Genomic DNA, 23,210 nt, shown 5'->3' with positions numbered 1-23,210 from the left:
GGACGCGCAGGAAACAGGGCCCCTCACCCCTCACCCCTCACCCCTCACCATCCCTGCCCGTTGCTCACTTCGCCATGTCCGGTGGTCGGGGTGTGCGCGGCGTCGTGCGCGATACCGGCGGGCGGGCGTCACCGTTGGTCGGTTCCTCGGCATCCGAGCCGCACAGTTCGGCCGACAGCTCCTTGACGAGTTCGGTGAGGTCGGTGGGCCGGTCTCTGGTCCACCAGTCGCCCAGCATCTCCGCCAGCGACTGCTGACGGGCCGCGGAGAGCCGGTCCGCGACCTCCCGGCCGCGGTCGGTGAGGAGCAGCGTCAGCCCCTCGCGCTGCGCCAGGCCGCGTTCCTCGACCTGCCGTGCTCCCTCGGCGACCACCCCGAGCGGCACGCTGCTGCGCTCCGCGAGCAGCGCCGGTTCCACCGAGCCGTAGCGGTAGATGCGCAACAGCATCCAGCTGGCCGCCGGTTTGAGGTCCAGTCCGGCTCGTGCGGTGATCTTCTCGTAGATGTCCTTGCGGCCTGCCATGCTGCCGAGCTTCGAGAGCGCGCGGGCGCACTCGTCGCGGGACGACCGCTCGACGGGGTTGGAGCTGAGGACTTCGGTGGTGTCGGGTGCGGTGACACTGCTGCGGAGCGGCTCCTCCCGGAGGAACCAGGCCAGGGCGAACGCGACGAGGACGACCGGGACGGCGTAGAGGAAGACGTCGGTGATGGAGAGGGAGTAGGCGTTGAGGACGCCGGCGGCCTGGGCGGGCGGCAGATGCGCGACGGCCCGCGGGTCCTGGGCGATCCTCGACGCCGTGACACCGGGCGGGAGTTGTGCTCCGGCAAGGGCGTCGGCGATCCGCGGGCCGAGCTGGTTGGTGAAGATCGTGCCGAAGATGGAGACGCCGAACGAGGCGCCGATGGAGCGGAAGAAGGTCGCTCCGGAGGTGGCGACCCCCAGGTCCTGGTAGGGGACCGCGTTCTGCACGATGAGTACCAGCACCTGCATGACCAGGCCGAGTCCGAAGCCGAAGACGAAGAAGTAGGTGCTCATCAGGGCGACGCTGGTGGACGGATCGAGCTGGTGCAGCAGGAGCAGGCCGAGGGTGACCACGGCGGTGCCGGTGATCGGGAAGACCTTGTAGCGGCCCGTACGGGACACGATCTGCCCGGAGGCGGTCGAGGAGATCAGCATGCCGAGCACCATCGGCAGCATGTGCACACCGGACATGGTCGGCGAGACCCGCTGCACGACCTGGAGGAACGTCGGCAGGTACGTCATCGATCCGAACATCGCGAAGCCGATGACGAAGCCGATGATCGCGGTGAGCCTGAACGTCCGCATCCGGAACAGCCGCAGCGGCAGTACGGGTTCCGCGGCCCGCCGCTCCACGAGGACGAACAGGCCCAGCAGGACGACACCGAGCACCCCTAGTCCCTCGATCTGCCAGGAATCCCAGGGGTAGGTGACGCCGCCGAGCGAGGTCATCAGGACCAGGCAGGCGGCCACCGCGGCGATCATGGCGGTGCCCAGGTAGTCGATGCGGTGCGGGGTGCGGTGGACCGGTATGTGCAGCACGGCGGCGATGACGGCGAGCGCGATCGCCCCGATGGGGACGTTGATGTAGAACACCCAGCGCCAGCTGAGATGGTCGACGAACAGCCCGCCGAGCAGCGGCCCGAGGACGCTCATGGCGCCGAACACGGCGCCGAACAGCCCCTGGTACTTGCCGCGTTCGCGGGGCGGGACGATGTCCCCGACGATCGCCATCGACAGCACGATCAGGCCGCCGCCGCCGAGGCCCTGGAGCGCCCGGAAGCCGATGAGCTGCCTCATGTTCTGGGCGATCCCGCACAGCACCGAGCCGATCAGGAAGATCACGATGGCGGTCTGGAACAGCTTCTTGCGGCCGTACAGGTCACCGAGCTTGCCCCAGAGGGGCGTCGCCGCCGTCGACGCCAGCAGATAGGCGGTGACCACCCAGGAGAGGTGGTTGAGCCCGCCGAGGTCGCTGACGATCGTGGGCAGCGCGGTGGCGACGATGGTCTGGTCGAGCGCCGCGATGAGCATGCCGAGCAACAGCGCGCCGATCGCGACGAGGACCGTCCGCCGGGACCGTCCCTCGCCGGCAACGGCAGGAGCGCTGGTGTCCTGCGCCATGAGCGTCTCCCTCTCGTCCCTTGTCTTTTGGCCCCGCTGTCCCTCGTCCTTCGGCCCCGCCCCCCTGTCCGGTCTGTCCGTTGTCCGGGGACCGTCCCTCGCCCGGCGTGGCACCCTCCGGCCGTCGGGTTCGGCTCCTCCCTTCCAGCCGTCGGGCCGGTGCCGGGACATCCGACCCGTACGGGAACGCCCCTCAGCCCTCCTCCCATCCTGGGCGGTTCCGACCGATATGGCCCGCTGAGGGGCCGGGGGTTTCGGCGTTCACCTTGAAGACACCCGGGGTACACCCGGCGGATGTCGTGGAGCGCCTGCGCGGACGGGGGCGGGCTCTGAATAATCGGCTGCCGGCCCGAGCTTCCAGAGAGGGGACCACCCGTGACGGCATCGTCCTGCCCGCACTGCTCAGCCCCCGTACGCGGCGACGGCCGGCCCACCTGCCTGTGCGCGGCTGCCGAGGCGGCGGACTTCGACCCGCTGCGGCTCCGGCCCTATGTGTCCTTACCGGACGGCGAGGGCGGCGGCCCGGACGAGGACGGGGCAGGCGATGCCGCGTACGACGGCGGGGCGGACGGGCGCCACCGGCTGGACGATCTGGACGACCTGGACGGCTTACCCGGGGTGGATGCCGCGGTCCACATAGCCGACCGGGCTCCTGACCGGACAGCCCTCGACCACGTCGCCGGAGGCCGGACAGCCGGCCCATCGCGCGGATCCGACGCCGCGCCGCACGCCCCCGCTCCCCTGACACCACCTCCCATATCCCCGGATACCTACGCGCCGCCCTCCCTGGCGCACCACCGCCGCGGCCCGACCTCCCCCACCCTCACCTCGTCCCCGCCCCCCGAACCGCCCGCCCCGCACACGGCCGCCCCCTCCGGGCGCCGCCGCCGGGTGCTCCCCGCCGTTCTGGCCGTCACGGGAGCGGCGGTGGCCGCCACCGCGATCCTGGTCGGCACCGACGCACTGCCGGGCGTCGGGCGGGACCGGGCGGCCCCGCCCGACGGCGGCACCGTCACCCCCACCGCGACCATCCCGACCGACGACCGCGACACCGCCCCCGCACCGACCGCCCACCACTCCTCCGCCGCCTCGGCCACTCCCCACCGCACGGCCCCCGCGACCACCGCGACGCTCCACAAGACCGCGGCGACGCCGCGCCCCCAAGCCCCGGTCCAGGCATCCGGCAGCGTGACGGACAGTCCCGGCGGCAGCTCCCCCAGCGCCCCGCCCACCGGCCCGATCGTGCTCCGCGAGGGCTCCAGCGGCCCGGAGGTCACCGAGCTCCAGGGCCGGCTGCGGCAGCTGGCGCTCTACGCGGGCCCGGCCGACGGCCGGTACGGCACGGCGGTACGGGACGCCGTATCGCGCTACCAGCAGACCTACGGGGTGCACGACGACCCCGACGGCGTCTACGGGACACCGACCCGGGCGTCCCTCGAATCGCGCACCCGGGAGCCGTGACGGCGGATCGGGGGCCCGCCCGCCGCTCCCCCGGTGCCGTGACGGACCTCATGGCCGTCCCGGACCAGGGCGGCTTGTCGGTCCCCCATGGCGCTTTGTATCGTGTAGAAACAAAGTGGTTCCGCCCGCATTCCCTGACCGGCGGGCGGGACCGCTTGTGTTCTTCTCCGCACCGTCCCGCCAGCGATAGCGCCCAGGAGCCCGCCGATGACGGCCACCACCACGCTCATAGCCCGCGCCCTGCTGCTGGACATGGACAGCACGATCGTGAACTCCGAGGCCGTCGTGGAGCGCTGCTGGCGGCGCTGGGCGGCCGAGCAGGGGCTTTCGGCGGACGACGTCCTCCAGGTCGTCCACGGGCGCCAGGGCTGGGCGACCATGGCCGCGCTCCTGCCGGACCGCCCGATGGAGCTGAACATGGCGGACAACCGCCGGATGCTGGCGCAGGAGACCTCCGACACCGAGGGCGTGGTGCCGGTACCGGGCGCACCGGCTTTCATGGCCGCCCTCGCCGGGCTGCCGCACGCCCTGGTGACCTCCGCCGACATCGCCCTCTCCGACGCCCGGATGGAGGCCGCGGGGCTGCCCATGCCGGCCGTACGGATCACGGCGGAGAGCGTGAGCGCCAGCAAGCCCGACCCGGAGGGGTTCCTCAAGGGCGCCGCCGAGCTGGGCTTCGCGCCCGCGGACTGCCTGGTCTTCGAGGACTCCGAGGCGGGCATCGCGGCGGGCCGGGACGCGGGGATGCGGGTCGTCGGCGTCGGCGACCGCGCCGCCGCCCACGCCCCCACCGCCCACGTCCGCGACCTCAACGGGATCCGCATCGAGGCCCTGCCGGACGGCGCGATCGCCGTGCACGTCACGAACTGAGCCGCAGGTCGCTCGGGTCGCGCCGCATGCCGCGCGCACCGAGCCGCACACCGGCGGCCGAACGGCGGGTCACGGGCCCGGCCGCACCGCCCCTCACCCCACGGCTGCCTCGTACAGACTGAAGCCGGCGAGCACGGCCATCACCGCTGCCGCGATCTTGGTGATCAGTCGCAGCGGCACCCGCTTCATCAGCGTCCGTCCGCCCAGGATGCCCAACCCTGCCACGGCCCACAGGCCCAGTACGGCGCCGATACCGACGGAAACCGGGTCGTTGTAGCGGGCCGCGAGGTTGGCGGTCATGATCTGGGTCAGGTCGCCGAACTCGGCGACCAGGATCATCATGAAGCCCGCCCCGGAGACCTTCCAGAAGCTCTGGTCGGCGGGCTTGACCACGTCTTCCTCGTCGTCGCCCTTGCGGAACAGCAGCACGGCCGCGCCCGCCAGGAACAGCACGCCGACCACGGCCTGGACGAGGCGGTGCGGGAGCAGGGTCAGCACGCTGCCGGCCGCGATGGCGAGAACGACATGCACGAGGAAGGCGGCGGCGACGCCCACGAAGACGTACGAGGCGCGGTAGCGGGTACCGAGCATCAGGCTCGCCAGGGCGGTCTTGTCGGGCAGCTCGGCAAGGAAGATGACGCCGAAGACGATGGCGGCGACGGTAAGGCTGAACACGGGGTGGATTACCTCGATCGGTCGGGCCGCACCAAAGGGGCCCGGGAAGTGGGGTCGCTTCGGCACGGCAGCGTCGAACACTGCGGCCGAAGGTCTCGCTGGCGCGTAGGGATACGTACCGCGTCGCACTGCGATACCTACCGCGCCTCCGGGCGCCGGCTCAGACGAGCTGAGCAGTATGTCGACAATCCCGGCGAAGAGCTACTCCCCTTCTGCTGCCGGCAAGGGTACGCGGTGGATCCGCCCGCGTGCCACCAGCTCCAGCACCACCGCGCACGACGACGCCTGCACGGCCAGCAGCGCGACCAGGACGAACAGCTGCACCGCACCCGCCTGTACGGGCGAGGCGCCGCCCAGCAGCATGCCCACGAACGCGCCGGGAAGTGTGACCAACCCCACCGTTCTGGTCTGGTCGAGCCCCGGAAGCAGGGCGTCCGACGCGGCCGGGCGGGCCACCTCCATCCGCGCGTCCCGGTCCAGCAGCCCCAGCGCCAGCCCCGCCTCGAACTCCCCGCGCCGCAACTCCAGCTCGTCCAGTGCCCGCCGCCCGCCGAGGACGGTCGCGGTCAGCGCCCCGCCGATGAGGATGCCGGTGACCGGGATCAGGCTGAGGCCGCGCGGCGGCACCAGGCCGGTGAGCAGCAGCAGGCCGACGACCGGGAGGACCCCGACGGCGATCGGTACGGCGGCCCACCACCAGGTGCGGTTCCGGGTGATGCGGCGGCCGGCCGTACGGACCGCCACCGCGAACATCAGGACGAGGAAGCACAGCAGCCAGGGGAGGGCGCCGACGACCCACCCGATGAGGTAGGAGACGGCGGCGAGTTGGGCCGCCGCGCGCACACCGGCGAGGGCGATGGCCCGTGCATGGCCGAGGCGCGCCACCGCGGCGACGGCCACGGCGGCGACCAGCAGAACGGCGAGGACGACCCCGAGGGTGGCGTTGACCGGCAGGAGCACGCGCTCACTGTAGGCGGACGGGTGCCCGGGGCACCCGAACCTGAGTTCCGCGGTGCGGGCATGACACCCCGTCAGCCCGGCGGTTCCCGGGCGTTCGCGCGAACTTCTCGATCCGACGTGCGCATGTCGCCACCCTGCAACCCGGCACCCGTCGCACCGCAACCCCACCACGCCACGCCACGCCACGCCACGACGGGCCGGCTGCTCCGCACGCTCGTACTGAACGGCCGGCCCGCCAGGCCGCACCGCCCGTCCCGACCGACGCGGCCACCGCACGGACGTACCTCCCTGGACATCGACCGTGTCGTACCGCCCTCGGAGGCATGGAGATCCGGCGCCGCGCCGTGGACCACCGCGCGCCGCCGGGGGTTCGCCGACGACCTGACGCACGCGCAGCCGATCGCGGTCGCCGACAGCGTCAACCAGGCCGCGGGCGACGGGGATCCGGCGGAGGAGGCCGCGCTGAAGAAGATCCTGGCCGGCTGCTGAGACGGCGCCCACCGCCCGCCGGGCGGGGGCACCGGCGGGCGGGGGCACCGGCGGGCGGTGGGGCCTCCGGCGACGGGCGGGATCCCGCAGGGCGGCAATGTGCGTTTTGGTCCCGAGGTCGCCCGGTTCTTCGCCCGTGTGCAGGTTGCCGGCGTACGCGCCGATGCGGTGCGGTTCGGCACCCGTCAGCTGTCGGCCAACCCGCCGCCCACCTGCGAATTCGGCCGATTCTTTTGCCCAGCCGGGTGCCGTATCGGCGCCTCGGGCGGTGATGATAGGGCGCACGATTGCCTGCCGTCCGCCCCCCTGACGGCCGCACGCTCCCCCGCGTACGGCCGTCCACCGCCTCTGGGAGAGCCACTCTTGGCTGCCGACCACCCCGCCGACCGCCCTGCCGGCCCGGCCATCGCCATCGTCGGCGCGGGACCCCGCGGGACGAGTGTCCTGGAGCGGATCTGCGCCTCGGCCCCCGAACTGGCCCCGGGCGCCCGGCTGACCGTGCATGTCATCGACCCCGCAACGCCGGGCGCGGGCCAAGTGTGGCGCACCGCCCAGCCGTCCGAGCTGCTGATGAACACCGTCGCGTCGCAGGTCACGCTGTTCACCGACGACAGCGTGGCGTGCGCGGGGCCGATCCGTACCGGGCCGAGCCTGTACGCCTGGGAGGGGTGCGACGTCGGGCCGGACGACTATCCGGGGCGGGCGCTCTACGGCCGCTATCTGGAGTGGGTGTTCCGGCACACGGTGCGGACGGCCCCCGGGAACGTGACCGTGATCGCGCACCGGGCCCGCGCGGTGCGGCTCACCGAGGCCCTCGACGGCACCCAGTCGCTGACCCTGGACGACGGCCGAACGCTGCCCGGCCTGGGCGCGGTTGTCCTGGCGCAGGGCCATCTGGACACCGTCCCGGACGTGCAGCAGCGGCGCTTCGCGGACTACGCCGCCGGGCACGGGCTGTCGTATCTGCCGCCCGCCAACCCCGCCGATCTCACCGGGGAGTTGGCGGCGCTGCCCCCGGGCCGTCCGGTGCTGCTGCGCGGGCTCGGCCTGAACTTCTTCGATCACATGGCGCTGCTGACGACCGGCCGCGGCGGCCGGTTCGCCCCCGGCGCGGACGGCGCGCTGGCGTATCTGCCGTCCGGCCGCGAGCCGATGCTGTACGCGGGTTCCCGGCGCGGCATCCCGTACCACGCGCGCGGCGACAACGCGAAGGGCGCACTCGGCCGCCATCTGCCGCTGCTGCTCACCCCGGACGTCATCGCGGGCTTCCGCAAGCGGGCCGACTCCGGGGATCTGCCGGACTTCCTGACGGAGGTCTGGCCGCTGGTCGCCAAGGAGGTGGAGGCGGTCTTCTACGAGGCGCTGCTGGCGCGCCGCTCGCCGGACGGCTCCGGGGGCCGCTTCGCGGACGCCTTCCGGGAGCGCTTCTTGGGCAGCGCGCACGGCAGCCCCCAAGAGGCCGCCGCCCTCGATGCCTTCGGTATCGCGCCCGCCGAGCGCTGGGACTGGGACCGCGTCTCCCGGCCGCACGCAGGGCGCCCGTTCGCCGGCCGGGCCGACTTCCGCGGCTGGCTGCTGGACCATCTGCGCGCGGATGTCGCACACGCCCGGCAGGACAACGTGTCGGGCCCCGTGAAGGCCTCCCTGGACGTGCTGCGGGATCTGCGCAACGAGCTGCGGCAGATCGTCGATCACGGCGGGCTGGCGGGCGCGTCCCGCCGCGACCATCTGGACCGCTGGTACACCCCGCTGAACGCGTTTCTGTCCATCGGGCCGCCGCGCCGCCGCATAGAGGAGATGGCGGCGCTCATCGAGGCGGGAGTACTGGAGGTCGTCGGCCCCCGCATGGAGGTCCACATGGGAACCGGGGAGGAGGCGCCCGGTTTCACGGCGTCCTCCCCGGACGTGCCGGGTTCGCGGATCACGGCGGCGGCCCTGATAGAGGCCCGGCTCCCGGAACCGGATCTACGGCGCACCGGGGACGCGCTGCTGACCCGGCTGCTGGCCGACGGCGGGTGCCGACCGCACACCGCGGACGGCTACGAGACCGGCGGGCTGGATGTGTCGCCGAGCCCGTACCACCTCATCAAGGCGGACGGCCGGCGCCATCCGCGGCGGTTCGCGGTCGGGGTGCCGACGGAGGGCGTGCACTGGGTGACGGCCGCCGGGGCGCGCCCCGGGGTGGGATCGGTCACGCTGGCGGACACGGACGCGGTGGCCCGGGCGGCGCTGCGCGCCTCGGCCGCCGCGCCGCCGCACCGGCGACCGGCCGCCCCTCCGGCCCCTTCCGTCCACGCAACCGCTTCGGTCACGTCCGCCCCGGCGATCACCTCCACCTCCCCATGAACCTCTTTGGTTCAGACCAATAGTTCCCCAAAGAACAAGAGGTTGAACTTGCAAGTAACGGTAAGGCGGGCCTAACCTTCCACTCCAGCGGTTACTTCGTCCCCAAAAAACCGTAGGAGTTACCCCCCATGTCCGCTCCCCTGAGCTCCTTCACCAACAGAGCGACCCCGCACGTCCTCGCGCTCTTCCGCATAGTCGTCGGACTGCTCTTCGCCTGCCACGGAGCGTCCTCGCTCTTCGGCATCATGGGCGGCGCGATGGGCAACGGCTCGACCCTCCCCGCGGGCAGCTGGCCCGGCTGGTACGCCGCGGTCATCCAACTGGCCGGCGGCGTCCTCGTGATCGCCGGCCTCGGCACCCGCCCGGCGGCGTTCATCAGCTCCGGCTCGATGGCCTACGCCTACTTCACGATGCACGCGGGCCACGCGCTGTGGCCGATCCAGAACGGCGGCGAGGCGTCCGCGATGTTCTGCTGGGCCTTCCTGCTGATCTTCTTCACCGGCCCCGGCGCCTGGGCGCTCGACCGCCTCTTCTTCGGCGCGCCGGAAGCGGCGCCGGCACCCGTCGTCGAGCGCGAGCCGAGCGCCGCCTGACGCACCCGCGACGTACGCCGGGCCCCGACGGCCCGGTGGCCAGGGGAGGGACACACTCCGCCCCTGGCCACCGGGCCGTCGGGGCCCGGCGTACGCTGGACGGCCGTAGTGCCGCCCCTGCCGCCCCGAGCGACGTCGCGGCGGGGTCCGGACCGGGAGCGATGCGTTGGTGGAAAGCCTGGGGCCCCTCAGCGGCACCCCCTGGGTGTATGTGATCGTCGGTCTCTCGGTCGTCCTCGATGTCTTCGTCCCGATCCTGCCCAGCGGGGTCCTGGTGATCACCGCGGCCACCACGGCCGCCGGCACCGGCACCGCCGCCGATGTCGCCTCGTCCGTCCGCGGCGAGAACCACCTCCCCGAGATGCTCTCGCTGGTGCTCTGCGCGGCCACCGCCTCGGTGCTCGGCGACATGGTCGCCTACCGCCTGGCCTGGCGCGGCGGCGACCGCTTCGACCGGGCCATCGGCCGCTCCCGCCGGCTGGCCGCGGCCCAGGAGCGACTCGGTGCCGCGCTCACGCGGGGCGGCGGCGGCATCGTCGTACTGGCCCGCTTCGCACCCGCCGGGCGCTCCGTGGTCAGCCTGGGTGCCGGTGTCGCGCACCGCACCGTCCGCGAGTTCCTCCCCTGGTCGGCGCTGGCCGGTCTCGTCTGGGCCGCGTACAGCGTGAGCCTCGGCTACTTCGGCGGGCACTGGCTCGGCACCTCCTGGATCAGCGGCGCGCTCTCCGTCTTCGCCCTCTTCGTCGCCGGATCGGTGGCCGCGTTCCTCATGCGACGACCGGAACGGCGGGCCGCCGCCCACTGACCGGCATACGGACCACTCGGCACGGCAGTCCCCTCCGGCCCGGCAGGCACGCGCCCCACGGGCCCGAGCGATTCCGACTGCCGCCTCAGGTCCCGGATCTGCTCCCGCCCGCGCACCGGCGGCCGGGACAGGGACAGCGGTCCCACCCCCTGCACGGAGTAGAGTCGAACGTCACCACCCCGCTCCCGCCGCCCCTCCGGGCAGGCGCCGGTGCCGCCCCGCAGCGGCCCAGGAGGCGGGAGTTCGAACCACTACCACGAGGCACACTTCGGTGAACCAACCGCCGGTCGTCCAATGGACCGAGGCCGACGAGGCCCGTTCCGCCCGTTGGCGTTCCGAGAACGGCGCCCCGCCACCCCGCAGGATCGTCATCGCGGACGACCGGACCCGGGCCGACGAGGCGTACAAGCTCGCCTGCGAAGGCACCGCGCTCCTCTGGCGCGGCGACTTCCACAACGCCCGCCAGCTGCTGACCGCGATGGCCCGCCGGATCGACCGCCGCCCCCGCAAGGCGCCGCCCGCCGACCCCACCCAGGCGTTCCACCTGCACCGCGCCGCCCAGAACCAGCGCGCCCGCATCCTGGGCATGCTGCTGGTCCCCCTGGACGCGAGCCTCGCCGTCCCGCTGCACCGCGCGCCGGACGTCCGCGAGGCGTGCGCCAGGGCTTACGGCCCGCCCGGGCCGGCCGGCGCGTCCGCGTCCGCCGGGACCGCCTCGCTGGTCTCGCTCCGCGAACTGCTCGGCCTCATCGGCGCCAACGAATGGCGCAGGAAAGGCGTCGAGATCCCGGCCCTGGGCGGCGACCGGATCCATCCGCACTACGGCGTCTTCTCCCCGGCCCGCGGCGAATACGTGGACCTGGTCGCCGAGGCGCCGCTGCCGGGCCGGGAGCTGGCGTTCGACATCGGCACCGGCACCGGCGTACTGGCGGCGGTGCTGGCACGGCGCGGGGTGCGCCGGATCATCGCCACCGACCAGGATCCGCGCGCGCTGGCCTGCGCCCGCGAGAACACCGAACGGCTGGGCGTCGCGGACCAGGTGGAGGTGGTCGAGGCCGATCTCTTCCCGGCCGGCCGGGCCCCGCTGGTCGTCTGCAATCCCCCCTGGGTGCCCGCCAAACCGACCTCCCCCGTGGAGCACGCGGTCTACGACCCGGGCAACCGGATGCTGCACGGATTCCTGAGCGGTCTCGCCGACCACCTGGCACCGGGCGGCGAGGGCTGGCTGATCCTCTCCGACCTGGCCGAACACCTCGGCCTGCGCGCGCACGCCGAACTCCTCGACGCCTTCGCCGCGTCCGGTCTCACCGTCCTCGGCCGGCTCGACATCACGCCGCGCCACCCGCGCGCCCGCGACACCTCCGACCCGCTCCACGTGGCGCGCGCCGCCGAGGTCACCTCCCTGTGGCGGCTGGGCGCGACAGAATGACAACAGACTGACGACCGACGGGAAGGGGCGCCGGACCACCCACCGGCGGCCCCCGGTATGCGGGCCCTGCTGCCGCACGGCGTACCGCACGCCCTGCGCAACGCCTCGCAACCGCCCGCCCGTTGCCTCCAGAACTCGACACCCCGGGGCTCGGACCCTTCCATGGACGACCTGCGCGAAACCGGACCGGTCGCCATGAAGGACGACCGCCCCGGCCTCGACCGCCGCAACGGGCCCGGTGCGAAGGACGGCACGGAGTACCACGGCCGGCCCGGCCGGGCCGGCGCCGGAGCACGGGAAATCCCCCGGTCTCCACCGGCCGCCCGCCCATCGGGCACGATGTACCCACCATGGATCCCGCGCACCTCCTGACCCGAGCCCGCCGGCTCGCCGCCTCCGCAACCCCCGGCCGGCGCCGCCTGCTCGGCATCACCGGCCCGCCGGGCGTCGGCAAATCCACCCTCGCCGCGCACCTGGCGGCGGAGCTGGCGGGCCAGGCCGTGCTCGTACCGATGGACGGCTTCCACCTCGCCGAGGCGGAATTGCGCCGCCTGGGGCGCACGGACCGCAAGGGCGCGCCCGACACCTTCGATCCGGCCGGATACGCTGCGCTGCTCGCCCGCCTGCGCGCACGGGAGCCCGGCACCCCCGTCTACGCCCCGGCCTTCGACCGCCGCATCGAGGAGCCGATCGCCGGCAGCATCCCCGTGGCCCCGCACATCCCGCTCGTCATCACCGAGGGCAACTACCTCCTGCTCTACTCCGACCCCTGGGCACAGGTCCGCGAACTGCTCGACGAGGTCTGGTACATGGAGCTGGACGCCCCGGAGCGGATCCGCCGGCTGACCGCCCGCCATGAGCGCTTCGGCCGACTGCGCACCGACGCCGAGCACTTCGTCCGGACCTCGGACGAGCCCAACGCCCGGCTGATCGCGACCACCCGCGAACGCGCCGACCTCGTCGTCACCTTCACCCCCGACGAGGCGCCGCCGGCCGCGGGCGAATAACCCGCGCACCCGGCCCCCGACCGCGCACCACCTCACCATCTCCCTGCCCTCCGCCCCTTCTTCGGCCCTTCCCCCCGTCCACCGGAAGCCAGCAGGCCCAGCACCGACAGCGCACCCCACCCCACGGACACCGCCGCCGCCTTCCGCCGTCGCTCGCGCCCCGGCAGGGTCAGGCTCAGCAGCGCGGCATCGCCGAAGTCGGCCGCGATCCGCAGACACGCGGCCGTGCGCAGCGCCGGCCCCTCGGGCGCCAGCACCATCGCCAACCCGCCGACCGCGTCCCGCCAGCCGACCGGCCGCAGCGAGGTCCGCGTCGCGACCGCGGTCCGCCCGCGTGCGTCCACCAGACCCGAGGGGCGCGCCAGGACATCGGGCACCGCCGCCACGGCCACTCCGTACACCGCCGTGGCCGCCCCCACCACGCGCAGCAAACCCACCTCCATCGCCGTCCCGCCTTCCTCTCGTCCCCTCAACTCCTTTCCTCACCAACGGCCTTCCCAAACGACATCAACGATGTCATCATGACATCATGAGTGTCGATGAGGGGGACGCCGCCGGATGGAAGGGCGTCGAGCACAAGGACGCCGAGCGCAAGGACGTCACGCCGAAGGGCTGCACGCGGGAGGGCGGCACGCGGGAGGACGTCGAGCGGAAAGGCGCCGTCGAGTCCGCCGCCGTCGAGGACCTGCTGCACGACGTCATACGGCGCCTGTGGCCGCTGCACCGGACGATCGTGCGCGCGGTGGAGCGCGAGCTCCAGGGCACCGGCATGACCGCCGGCGAGCACGCCCTGCTCGACGCGCTGCGCACCCAAGGCCCCCGGACGGTCCCGCAGTTGGCCCGCTCGCTGGATCTGGACCGGCAGCCGGTGCAGCGCTGGGTGAACCACGCGGCGGATCTGGGCCTGGTGGTGACGGCCCCGAATCCCGCGCACCGCCGCTCGTCCCTGATCCAGCTCACCACCGAGGGCTCGGAGGTGATGCGCGGGATCCAGGATTCCGTGTCGGCGGAGCTGCGGCGCGGGCTGGCCGACCTGTCGGCGGCGGATGTCAGCACCGCACTGCGCGTCCTCGACCGGCTCGGCGAGGAATTCCGGCACTTGGCGGACGGCTCGCACGTTCCCCCGGAGGAAAGCGGCAATCCCGATATCCAGGATGCCACCCACACAGCTCCGACACAGCCCACCGAACCATCCCCAACTACCCCCTGACACCAGCCAGCCATCCACCCATCCGCCCGTCCATCCACCCGCCCATCCCCTCCACTTCCCACACAGAACGGCCCGGAGAATGACCCACGACTTCAGCGCCTGGTCCGAGATCGACAACGGCACCGTCCCGATCGACGACGGCGAGCTGTTCTACGAGACGGCCGGCTCGGGTCCCGCGGTGGTACTGCTGCACGGGGGGATGCTCGACCAGCACATGTGGGACGAGCAGTTCGCCTGGCTGGTGAACTCCGGGCTCCGCGCGATCCGCTACGACTCCCGCGGCCACGGCCTCTCCTCCAGCGTGACCGGCGACTGGGCCAACCACGACGACCTGGCGGCCCTCCTGGACGCACTCGACGTCCCGAGCGCCGTCCTCGTCGGCCTCTCCCACGGCTCCCGGGTCGCGCTCGACACCGCGCTCGCCCACCCGGACCGCGTCACCGCCCTCGCTCTCGCCGCCCCCGGGATCAGCGGCCGGGCCTTCACCGACCCGTTCGTCCTGGAGCACATCCAGGAGCAGGTCGCCGCGATCGGCGCACCGGACGGCGCGGAGCGCTATGTGGAGCACTTCCTGCGGATGTGGGTGGACGGTCCGCACCGCGCGCCCTCCGCCGTGCACCCCGGCTTCCGCGAGCGGATGCGCGCCTCGGCGACCGCCAATGTCGAGGTGCACGCCGACGGCGTGGGCGCCGGCATGCCCGTCGAGGTCGGCGCCTTCGACCGCCTCGGCGAGATCCGGGTGCCGACGATCGTCCTCGACGGCGACCTCGACTCCTCCGACATATCGGCCAACGCCCATGCGATAGCGCTCGCCGTCCCCGCGGCCAGGAGGATCCGCATACCGGCGGCCGGCCACATGGTCAATCTGGAGAACACCCCGTGCTTCGACCAGGAACTGCACGCCTTCCTGTCCTCCCTGGACCACTGAGGACCGCCGAAGGCTGCCGAGGCCTGCCGCCGGGGCCGAGATGCCGGCAACGCCGGCCCGCCTCCCCTGTCCCGACATCCGTGCGGCATCACCTCCGTCTCCGGGTGCGGTTAGAGTGACCGGGCCGTGGTGTTCGGGAAGACCGGTGAAGGACCTCGTGGTCCCAGGCCGGAGCGGCCCTCGCCACTGTGATCGGGGAGTTTCCGACCCGTTCCGTACGCGCGTGGTGCGCGTACGGCGCCACTGACCGCAGCCCGCGGCCGGGAAGGCGGGGCGGACGCGTGCACCCGTAAGCCAGGAGACCGGCCACGGCATCTCACGAAATCATCCACGAGGTGCTGGAGCGTGACTGCCGCATGGCGCTGTCCACCGATACCCCAGACATTCCCAACTCGCCACGAAACTCCCCAAATCTCTCCATATCCCCATCAGACGGGTCCTTCCGCTGGAGTCGCCACGACACCGTCCGCACCGCGGGTCTGATGGCCGTCATAGCCGCACTGCACGTCGTCGCCTTCGGCGTGCTCTTCCTCCTCGTGGTGCCGGGTCACTACACCGTGGGGACCCAGGTCTTCGGCGTCGGGCTCGGCGCCACCGCGTACACCCTGGGCATGCGGCACGCCTTCGACGCGGACCACATCGCCGCCATCGACAACACCACACGCAAGCTGATGGCCGACGGCAAGCGGCCCGTGTCGGTGGGTTTCTGGTTCGCCCTCGGCCACTCCAGCGTGGTCGTCGTGATGGCCGCTCTCGTGGCCGGCGGCGCCCAGCTCGCCGGTGCGCTGGTGAACGACGCATCGCGCACCCACCAGATCCTGGGCACCGTCGGCACCACGGTCTCGGGGACCTTCCTCTATCTGATCGCCGCGCTCAACCTCATTGCGCTGGCGGGGATCTGGCGGGTCTTCCGCGGTATGCGCGAGGGCCGCTACGACGAGGCCGAGCTGGAAGCGCAGCTCGGCTCCCGCGGCTTCATGAACCGCTTCCTGGGGCGGTTCACCCGCTCCGTCTCCCGCCCCGGCCAGATGTTCCCGCTCGGCTTCCTCTTCGGGATCGGTTTCGACACCGCGACCGAAGTGACGCTGATGGTGATGGCCGGCAGCGGCGCCGCGGCCGGTCTGCCCTGGTACGCGGTCCTGTGCCTGCCGCTGCTGTTCGCCGCGGGCATGAGCCTGTTCGACACCCTCGACGGCACGTTCATGAACTTCGCCTACCAGTGGGCCTTCTCCAACCCGGTGCGCAAGGTCTACTACAACCTCACCATCACGGGCCTCTCGATCGCCGTCGCCTTCTTCATCGGCACGATCGAGCTGGTCACCGTCCTGCACGACAAACTGAGCCTCAACGACCCGATCACCGGCTGGATTTCCGGCATCGATCTGGACAACGCGGGGTTCGTCATCGTCGGTCTGTTCGTGGTCGTCTGGGCGGGTGCGCTGACGTACTGGCGCCTGGCGGGCGTCGAAAAGCGCTGGGCGAACCGAACTGCGGGCGACGGGCAGACGCCCCGCACACCGGCCCCGGACCAGCCCGCACAGGCACCCGATACGGACCGCACGGACCGCACCGGCCACCCGGCCGGCTCCGCGGAAGCCCAGGAGCCGGACCGCCCCGGACCGCCCGCCCCCTGAGCACCCGGCAACACCCACCACAGCGGGGAGCCCCGAGGCCGCGTCCACCCCACGCCCGCTCCCGGGGCTCCCCGCCCACGTCCTTCCACCGGCCGCGTCCACCCTCCGACCGAGGGGCAGCACCTCACTCCCGGATCAGCACGACGACCACGCCGGCCACCACCCCCAAGCTCACCGCGGCCACTCCGTACTTCCGGCCGGTGCTCGCGCAGGACCGGCCGGAAGTGGCCGACGGCGCAGCAGCCCGGACCGGTCGGCGCCGGCGCACCCACCGCCGCGGACGGCAGCACCTCGTACCCCACGCCCCTGGGCACGAAGAAGCCCTGGCCCGAGATCCGGTCGAGCCCATCGATCATCGCGGCGATGGTGGCCGCACCCGCGAGCGGCATCAGCCGTACGGCTTCGAGGCGCTGGATGGCAGCGTTCGATCGATGGTGCAAGCGAGGAACCCCACCGACCCGCCGAAGCAGCGGCCTCCGGTGAAGCGCGTTCGTGCCCGGCCCCTGCCATCGCCGGCGGCGACCTCGGCGGCGCCTGCCGACCTGGCGGAGAAGGGGGGAGCCTTCCGGGAAATACGGAACGCCCAGGTCCATGACCTGGGCGTTCGCTGTGGTGCACGGCTCGCGGTCGCTGTAAGTCGTGGTCCGGCTTTGAGGGCGTTTGGCCGGCCAGGGCCCGCCGCCCGGTGTTCCGGGCGAGACCGGTCGGTTCATCGAGAGTCCAGCCCAGCCGCCCGCTGCGCAGATCGTCTGTGACGGCGCGGATCCAGTCCAGTTCTGCGGCGGTCATCGCGCGCAGATACTCCTCTTCGAGCGTGGTCACCCGCGGCAGGCCGTGGACCTCCGTCTGCTCCGCCAAGGAGCTGTCGTGCGCGTCAACGGTCTGCGCGAGGGCCGCTGCGCGCAGTTCCAGCACGTCGAGGGCCTCCTCCGGGGCGAGCATGAGGACGAAGGACAGCGCGGCGGGGAACTGCGGGAACTCCTGCTTCGGTGCGGCCAGCATCTCGTGGAGCCAGACGCGCATGGCCGAGCGCCCCGCGTCGGTCAGCTCGTACACCGTCCGCTCGGGGTACTGCTGGTCGCGGCCGGTCTCCCGGACCGCGACCAGGCCCGTTGCGAGCAGCCGGTCGACCGTCCGGTAGAGGCTCGCGCGCTGGCCGACATTGACGACCCGGTCCTTTCCCCACTGCTTGACCCATCTCTGGATTCCGTACGGGTGCAGCGGCTGGAAGTGCAGCAGGGCCAGCACGGTCAGGGCCAGCGGGGAGCTTCGGGACGGGGTGCTCATGCCCGCACACTACCCACGGCGATACTAGTTGACACGCTACTAGTTTCACTGCAACTATCTATCCAACAGGAAAGAGCAGGGACCACCAGCGGACGGAGACCACGGAGATGACCACCACCAGCACTGAGACGACCGCCGCCACCGAGCGCATTCACGCCGACCACGGCGTGACCAAGCGGCTGGGCAACTGGACCCGCGCCGGACACATCCAGGTGCGCGCCCGCCGGGGCCTGGCCGTGCTCGACCTGCGCTCCCCGGACCTGCCCGACGACATCGAGCTGTGCCTGGAACTCCAGCGCGCCACGGTCAAGTTGCTGGTGCCGGATGACGCCGTCGTCGAGCACTGGGACCTGCGCTGGACCGCCCGCGGCAAGGTCAAGGACGCGCAGGTCCGGACCGCCGACGAACCGGCCCTCGCCGGCGCCCGTCGGATCCGTCTGGCCGGTGTCGCAACCGACAGCGAGGTCCGTGTGCACCGCAGCGGCATCGCGGTCCTCAGCGCCATGTGCTCCCGCGCCTATCTGGAGGACCTGCGGCTCGCCCACAGGACGGGCGGTCACCCGACCGTCGACGACCCGGCACGCTCGCACAGCCACTGAACATCCGACCCAGGCGCGGGAAAGGGGCAGACACATGAGCGCGATCAGGACGGCGGCCGTCGTCGGAGGCGGCATAGCCGGACCGGTAACGGCTCTCGCACTGCGTAGGGCGGGCATCGAGGCGACCGTCTACGAGGCCTACGAGAACACGGCGGACGGCCTCGGCGGCATGCTGATGGTCGCCCCGAACGGGCTCAACGCCCTCGAAGTCGTCGGTGTGGACCGGGGCTTGGCCGGTCAGCCGATCCACCGCATGGCCATGACCGACGGACGGGGCCGGCGGATGGGCGAGTTCGGCGGCCTGACGGGCCTGCCACCCAGCCAGGTGATGTGGCGTGCCGACCTGTACCGGGCGGTGCGCGAGCGGGCCGCCGCGGTGGGCGTACAGACCGTGTACGGCAAGCGGCTGTCCGGGGTCGAGGAAACCCCGGCGGGCGTCATCGCCCAGTTCGCCGACGGGACCCAGGTGACCGCGGACGTGCTGGTCGGGGCCGACGGTATCCGGTCGACGGTCCGGCAGCTGATCGACCCGGCAGCGCCTGGTCCCCAGTACACCGGCCTGCTCGGTTTCGGCGCGTACTCGGAGGCGGAGGTCCCTCAGGCGCGGCCGGACACCATGTACTTCGCTTTCGGCGAGCACGCGTTCCTCGGCTACTGGCCGGTGCCCGGCAGAGGCACCGCCTGGTTCGGCAACCTGCCGTACGACGAGCCGCTCAGCGCGGAGCAGGCCCGTGCGACGCCGCCGGCCGCATGGATGCGGATCCTGCGGGAGAAGTACGCCGCGGACGTGCCCGGCCGCGATCTGCTCCGGGGCACCTGCGACGACGAACTCCTCACTTTCGGAGGGCTGGAGATCCTGCCTCCGGTGCCGAAGTGGTACCGCGGCCGGATGGTCCTGGTCGGCGACGCGGCCCACGCGCCGTCCTCCAGTTCCGGACAGGGCGCGTCCCTCGCGGTGGAGAGCGCGGTGCAGCTGGCGCGGTGTCTGCGGGACATCCCTGACGTGGGCGCGGCGTTCGCGACGTACGAGCAGCTGAGGCGGGGCAGGGTGGAGAAGGTCGCGGCCCAGGCCGCGAGGACCAACAGTCAGAAGTCGATGGGGCCGGTGGCGACGAAGGTCATGGCCTTGCTGATGCCGCTGGCGACGCGGACGTTCCTGACGCCGGAGAAGATGTTCGGCTGGACGCACCGGTACCGGATCGACTGGGACGCGCCCGTGGCGCCCGCCTGACGCCGCGCGGCAGTGGGCCTCCCGGATGGCTTCCGGAGCGGCGCCATCAAGTCGGTGGGGTGGTCGTCGGTCCTCGCCCCGCGCGTCCCGCGGGAAAGCGGCGGCGCACCCGGGCCCGCCCTACCGCCGTGGTGATGCCGGCCGGCTCGCTCGCCCTGCTGCCGGGGTAAGTGGCGGCTGCTTTTCGGGTGTTGAGCGGTGTCGGTCGAGGGGCGGGGCGGGCGGTTGCGGCGCGACAACTTCCGTCGGGTCCGGCTCCCGGCTCTGCGCACCGCCGGCCTCTCGGACGTCCACTTCCACGACCTGCGGCATACCACGAGCTACGGCATACGGGGAACACCCTGGCCGCGACCGGCGGTGCTACGACCCGCGAGCCGATGCACCGCATGGGGCACTCGTCCGTGCGGGCGGCGCTGATCTGCCAGCACCTGGTCAACGGACGTGATCAAGCGATCGGCGATCATGTCGACGAGCAGATCCGGCGGTCGAAGTGGGAGCGGGGCGGCTAGGACGGGCCATCTGGCACGTGAGTGGCACGATCCCGGTCGGGCGCCGTCCGCGGCGGAAAACAATCAAGGCCCAGGAATCCGATTTCACATCGGATGACCTGGGCCTTTGTACTTCCACGCAAGAAGTGGGCACAACAGGATTTGAACCTGTGACATCTGCTTTGCACGTTCGGTTCGGCTGCTACGCCTGCCCTGTACGGCGGCGTTCGGCTGGCCTTGGTGGTTCCGGGTCGAACCGTCGAGATACGCCGACGTTCGCCCTCGTTGATGTCAGCGGTGGATGTCAGCCCCTGACTTTCGCTCGTACGGGCCGTGCCCATCGTGGCCTGCTGCATCGCCGTAGTCAGCAACCACGGCGCCCGGTAAGCGGGGGTGGGGTCCGGAGGAGCCCCCGATTCGTCTCCCGCGCGGAGCGGTGCGCCAAACGGCGGCGCCACAGCGCGGGTACGGCGGTGCACCGGACGACGGTGGTGTCATGGCGCGGGTCCCGGCCAGACGCGGCACTGCCGGTATCGGCCCAAAGGGTCGATCGCTTGGCCGCAATTGGGCCGTGCCTGGCTGATGGCCGTACCGCACCCGGACGCTGTTCCCCGTGGTTCCCTGCCCGATCTGGGTCGCTTGTGGCACGGAGGTTCCTGCTCGCGGTCGTTGCTGCAGCCGCAGGGACCAGCGTCTGGCGCCGGCCCCTAGCAAGGTATTCGGTCAGTTACCCGTAGCAACGGATATACCTGCGGTGGTTGCGGTAGTAGGTGTGACAGACCCTGCTGGGCCTGCGGAATCCGAATAGGGCGAAGACGGCCATGATGCCCTCCCCGAGGGTTGAGATCGTCTACCTTCATCAGGCTAGCGCGCCGACCGTGTCGCAAAACACCCTATTTTCCCTTATTTTACCCGTACTTGACGGGCTGTCCTGGTCGCCAAACCAATGGCCCCCGCGCGGCCCGACCTGCGCATTCTCGCCGTCATTGCTGTGCGTCCTTGTTGATGTCAGCCCCACCCTGTCCGACCCCGGCTGCCGACAGGCACCCATGGCAGCCCTTCGCCTCAGCCACTCAGAGCCGGCACTCGCCGACAAGATCGCCATCCCGGAGTCGGAGCGCCCCCGCCGGAGGCTTCCTCTCCATCTGTCGTCGACGTCGTCGGCCCGGCCTGGTCTTCGCCCCCTTGTGGGCGCGGGCGGCATCCGGCGCGGGCCGGCCGGGGCGAAGACAGGAGGCAAGGCGCGCGCCGGACGACGGCCGGCGCCGCCGCGCTGTGCGCGGCGGATCGAACTTGTCATGCGGTGCTCACCGAATGGAGCTCACTGCCGCCTGGGCGGTCGAACCGTTCGCTTCGACGGTCTGAGTGAAGGCAGGGGCGAGGTCGGCTGCCCAGGGGGCCTGTGGACGGGGTGTGGACGAGAACGGGCGCTCAGCGAACGGTCGGGAGACTCCGGGCAGGTCAAAGGCATAGCGGCTATCCCGCGGTGCATTGCCTCGAAAACTGTCGTGGTGGCGACGCCACCGTGGGTTCACATCCCACAGCCTCCGCAGGCAGTTGGCCCCTGACCCGGGAAACCCCGGTCGGGGGCCTTCTTCGTTCCCGATCGCCAGGTATCCGTGGCTGACCGTTCCTGACCACGTTTCGCCGCCCCGTCTGGCACGGATCCGGCACGTTCAGGGGGCCCGGCTCCGCCGGCCCAGCTGCGGCCGGCGTTCGGTGCTCTGCGGCGACGGTGGCGAGCCTCCGCCTTTCTGATCCGCAGCGTTGGGCAGGGCTGTACTCCGTCCGTCCTCGGGTCCGTCGACCGTGTACCGCAGCTCGTGGCCGTGAGCGCCCGTGTGCCGTAGCCGTCGTCACGATTGCCGTCACCGTCGTCCTTGGCTTGTTCCACCTGGCGACGCCATGGCGGCCGACGAAAACCGCGGGTGTTTCGATTCCCTGACGCGACAATCGGATATCGAAGGGCTCTTCCGCTGCATCCTTTGAATGCTTTATAGCCACATTGCCTACAATTTTTATTTTGGCGCTGACGAGTGCGCCGATGAGTGGGAAATCCTCAACTCGCCCACCTGCTGGCCATTGACGCCCCTTCGGCATGGGAGCCTCGACTGAACGCGTCCGGCTAAAGAGTGCGCAGTAACGTGGTGGCGTCAATTTCCCTCTCGGCGGCAGGTGCCGGTATCGCGATCGGAATGGCCGACCTGGTCGCGGTCGACGTACCGAGTCGCGCCTCACGTCCTACGGCCGGCGAGGCAATCCAAGCCCTGCATCACACCAAGGAGGCGTTATTCAAGGTGGTGCGCGCGTCCGCCCTTGAGGACGGCTTCCGATGGAGTGGTCAGTGTGCAGGCCGGTGTCGAGGTGGTCTGCCTCGTGGAAGGAATCACCCATCCGGCCCTCCAGCTTGCAGTCGGCGAGCGCCGGTCATGACACTCTGTTGGCCGAGATGCGTGCCGCCTTAAGTGGAGGAAGCATCTCGCGCAAACCGTGCTGCGCCAGTCGGATTTACCCGATCGCTGGAATGCGCGAATTGACGCCGCTGTTTGGGTATCAAAAGCAATCCGAAAGTGCGGGGAGTGGTAACGCGGGTGACGATGATTTGAGCGAGCAGACAGCCGCTGCGGCTGAAATCCCTCGCTTCCAGTGCATCTATTCACGCCCGAAGGGAAAAGGAATGACATCGGCTACGCAAAGCTCCACGCGCGAACAGCAAGAAGAGGTCGGCGAGGAATCCGGTATCAGCCCTGTTCTCCTGGCTGCCTTGCTCTCACGGCGCGCGGAGCACGGTGAGGAGAGTGGCGAGGGACTCGTCGAGCACCCGCTCCTGCTGGCCGCTTTGACGCGTCGTCGTCGTGAGGAGGGCGGGGAGAGTTTGATCGACAATCCGCTCCTGCTGGCCGCCCTCATGCGCCGTCGCCGTGAAGAAGGCGGGGAGAACCTGATCGAGCACCCCCTCCTACTGGCCGCCCTCATGCGCCGCCGCCGTGAAGAAGGCGGGGAGAGTTTGATCGACAATCCGCTCCTGCTGGCCGCCCTCATGCGCCGTCGCCGT

20 protein-coding genes, 1 pseudogene and 1 riboswitch are annotated in these 23,210 nt (G+C 71.7%); of the genes and pseudogenes, 16 read left to right on the top strand and 5 right to left on the bottom strand.

The window, feature by feature from the left end:
* Positions 1-64: 64 nt before the first annotated feature.
* On the bottom strand, positions 65-2,143 hold the full coding sequence (locus IEZ17_RS07540; protein ID WP_229852009.1) for an MFS transporter: 2,079 nt from the start codon (positions 2,141-2,143) through the stop codon (positions 65-67).
* Positions 2,144-2,518: 375 nt separating this feature from the next.
* On the opposite strand from IEZ17_RS07540, the gene IEZ17_RS42090 reads away from it, so the two are divergent.
* Positions 2,519-3,604: a peptidoglycan-binding domain-containing protein gene (locus tag IEZ17_RS42090; RefSeq protein ID WP_229852007.1), complete on the top strand. Its 1,086-nt coding sequence runs from the start codon at positions 2,519-2,521 to the stop codon at positions 3,602-3,604.
* A 207-nt stretch (positions 3,605-3,811) separates the two neighbouring features.
* On the top strand, positions 3,812-4,474 hold the full coding sequence (locus IEZ17_RS07530) for an HAD-IA family hydrolase (RefSeq protein ID WP_189297746.1): 663 nt from the start codon (positions 3,812-3,814) through the stop codon (positions 4,472-4,474).
* A gap of 93 nt (positions 4,475-4,567) precedes the next feature.
* Here IEZ17_RS07530 and IEZ17_RS07525 read toward each other — a convergent pair whose 3' ends face one another.
* Together IEZ17_RS07525 and IEZ17_RS07520 are read right to left on the bottom strand one after the other, a co-directional pair.
* The gene (locus IEZ17_RS07525) at positions 4,568-5,149 is read right to left on the bottom strand and encodes a TMEM165/GDT1 family protein (protein WP_189297744.1); all 582 of its coding nucleotides are present in this window, start codon (positions 5,147-5,149) and stop codon (positions 4,568-4,570) included.
* 201 nt (positions 5,150-5,350) lie between these two features.
* Complete coding sequence (locus IEZ17_RS07520; RefSeq protein ID WP_189297742.1) at positions 5,351-6,109, bottom strand: ABC transporter permease; 759 nt, start codon at positions 6,107-6,109, stop codon at positions 5,351-5,353.
* A gap of 282 nt (positions 6,110-6,391) precedes the next feature.
* Here IEZ17_RS07520 and IEZ17_RS44385 point away from each other — a divergent pair.
* The 7 genes and pseudogenes from IEZ17_RS44385 to IEZ17_RS07480 all read left to right on the top strand — a co-directional run.
* Positions 6,392-6,598, top strand: a pseudogene (locus IEZ17_RS44385) (hypothetical protein); the annotation flags it as partial.
* Between the two features lie 363 nt (positions 6,599-6,961).
* Complete coding sequence (locus IEZ17_RS07510) at positions 6,962-8,944, top strand: FAD/NAD(P)-binding protein (protein ID WP_189297738.1); 1,983 nt, start codon at positions 6,962-6,964, stop codon at positions 8,942-8,944.
* Positions 8,945-9,072: 128 nt separating this feature from the next.
* On the top strand, positions 9,073-9,537 hold the full coding sequence (locus IEZ17_RS07505; RefSeq protein WP_189297736.1) for a DoxX family protein: 465 nt from the start codon (positions 9,073-9,075) through the stop codon (positions 9,535-9,537).
* 166 nt (positions 9,538-9,703) lie between these two features.
* Positions 9,704-10,342, top strand: a complete 639-nt coding sequence (locus IEZ17_RS07500; protein ID WP_189297734.1) for a DedA family protein — start codon at positions 9,704-9,706, stop codon at positions 10,340-10,342.
* Between the two features lie 271 nt (positions 10,343-10,613).
* Positions 10,614-11,771 carry a methyltransferase gene (locus IEZ17_RS07495; protein WP_189297731.1) on the top strand — a complete coding sequence of 386 codons (1,158 nt, stop codon included), beginning with the start codon at positions 10,614-10,616 and terminating at the stop codon, positions 11,769-11,771.
* Positions 11,772-11,933: 162 nt separating this feature from the next.
* Positions 11,934-12,143 carry a hypothetical protein gene (locus tag IEZ17_RS07485; protein ID WP_189297729.1) on the top strand — a complete coding sequence of 70 codons (210 nt, stop codon included), beginning with the start codon at positions 11,934-11,936 and terminating at the stop codon, positions 12,141-12,143.
* Complete coding sequence (locus IEZ17_RS07480) at positions 12,122-12,778, top strand: nucleoside/nucleotide kinase family protein (RefSeq protein ID WP_189297727.1); 657 nt, start codon at positions 12,122-12,124, stop codon at positions 12,776-12,778. The genes IEZ17_RS07485 and IEZ17_RS07480 overlap by 22 nt, the downstream gene beginning before the upstream one ends.
* A 32-nt stretch (positions 12,779-12,810) precedes the next feature.
* Here the strand turns inward: IEZ17_RS07480 and IEZ17_RS07475 are convergent, their stop codons facing one another.
* Entirely contained in the window at positions 12,811-13,221 is a 411-nt protein-coding gene (locus IEZ17_RS07475; RefSeq protein ID WP_189297726.1) for a hypothetical protein, read from the bottom strand.
* Between the two features lie 86 nt (positions 13,222-13,307).
* Between IEZ17_RS07475 and IEZ17_RS07470 the strand changes: the two genes are divergently transcribed.
* From IEZ17_RS07470 to nicT, 3 genes are all read left to right on the top strand, one after another.
* The gene (locus IEZ17_RS07470; protein ID WP_189297724.1) at positions 13,308-13,988 is read left to right on the top strand and encodes a MarR family winged helix-turn-helix transcriptional regulator; all 681 of its coding nucleotides are present in this window, start codon (positions 13,308-13,310) and stop codon (positions 13,986-13,988) included.
* Positions 13,989-14,067: 79 nt separating this feature from the next.
* On the top strand, positions 14,068-14,916 hold the full coding sequence (locus IEZ17_RS07465) for an alpha/beta fold hydrolase (RefSeq protein ID WP_189297722.1): 849 nt from the start codon (positions 14,068-14,070) through the stop codon (positions 14,914-14,916).
* Between the two features lie 110 nt (positions 14,917-15,026).
* Positions 15,027-15,241, top strand: a riboswitch (cobalamin riboswitch).
* A 31-nt stretch (positions 15,242-15,272) separates the two neighbouring features.
* Positions 15,273-16,550, top strand: a complete 1,278-nt coding sequence (gene nicT, locus IEZ17_RS07460; RefSeq protein ID WP_373299765.1) for a Nickel transporter NicT — start codon at positions 15,273-15,275, stop codon at positions 16,548-16,550.
* A gap of 171 nt (positions 16,551-16,721) precedes the next feature.
* Here the strand turns inward: nicT and IEZ17_RS07455 are convergent, their stop codons facing one another.
* A complete protein-coding gene (locus IEZ17_RS07455; RefSeq protein ID WP_189297720.1) occupies positions 16,722-17,837 on the bottom strand; it encodes a PadR family transcriptional regulator in 1,116 nt (371 codons plus the stop codon).
* A 107-nt stretch (positions 17,838-17,944) separates the two neighbouring features.
* Between IEZ17_RS07455 and IEZ17_RS07450 the strand changes: the two genes are divergently transcribed.
* The 4 genes from IEZ17_RS07450 to IEZ17_RS07435 form a co-directional block, all read left to right on the top strand.
* A complete protein-coding gene (locus tag IEZ17_RS07450; RefSeq protein WP_189297718.1) occupies positions 17,945-18,436 on the top strand; it encodes a hypothetical protein in 492 nt (163 codons plus the stop codon).
* Between the two features lie 34 nt (positions 18,437-18,470).
* Entirely contained in the window at positions 18,471-19,667 is a 1,197-nt protein-coding gene (locus IEZ17_RS07445; RefSeq protein WP_189297716.1) for an FAD-dependent oxidoreductase, read from the top strand.
* Between the two features lie 386 nt (positions 19,668-20,053).
* Positions 20,054-20,176: an integrase gene (locus tag IEZ17_RS44140; RefSeq protein WP_308427603.1), complete on the top strand. Its 123-nt coding sequence runs from the start codon at positions 20,054-20,056 to the stop codon at positions 20,174-20,176.
* Between the two features lie 2,503 nt (positions 20,177-22,679).
* Positions 22,680-23,210: hypothetical protein (locus IEZ17_RS07435; protein ID WP_189297714.1), on the top strand; the 531-nt coding region annotated here is incomplete at its 3' end.

It is taken from the genome of Streptomyces albospinus, from assembly GCF_014648695.1.
Lineage (GTDB): Bacteria > Actinomycetota > Actinomycetes > Streptomycetales > Streptomycetaceae > Streptomyces > Streptomyces albospinus.
Note: the sequence above shows the minus strand (reverse complement) of the source record. Positions and strands in the feature narration are given on the sequence as shown.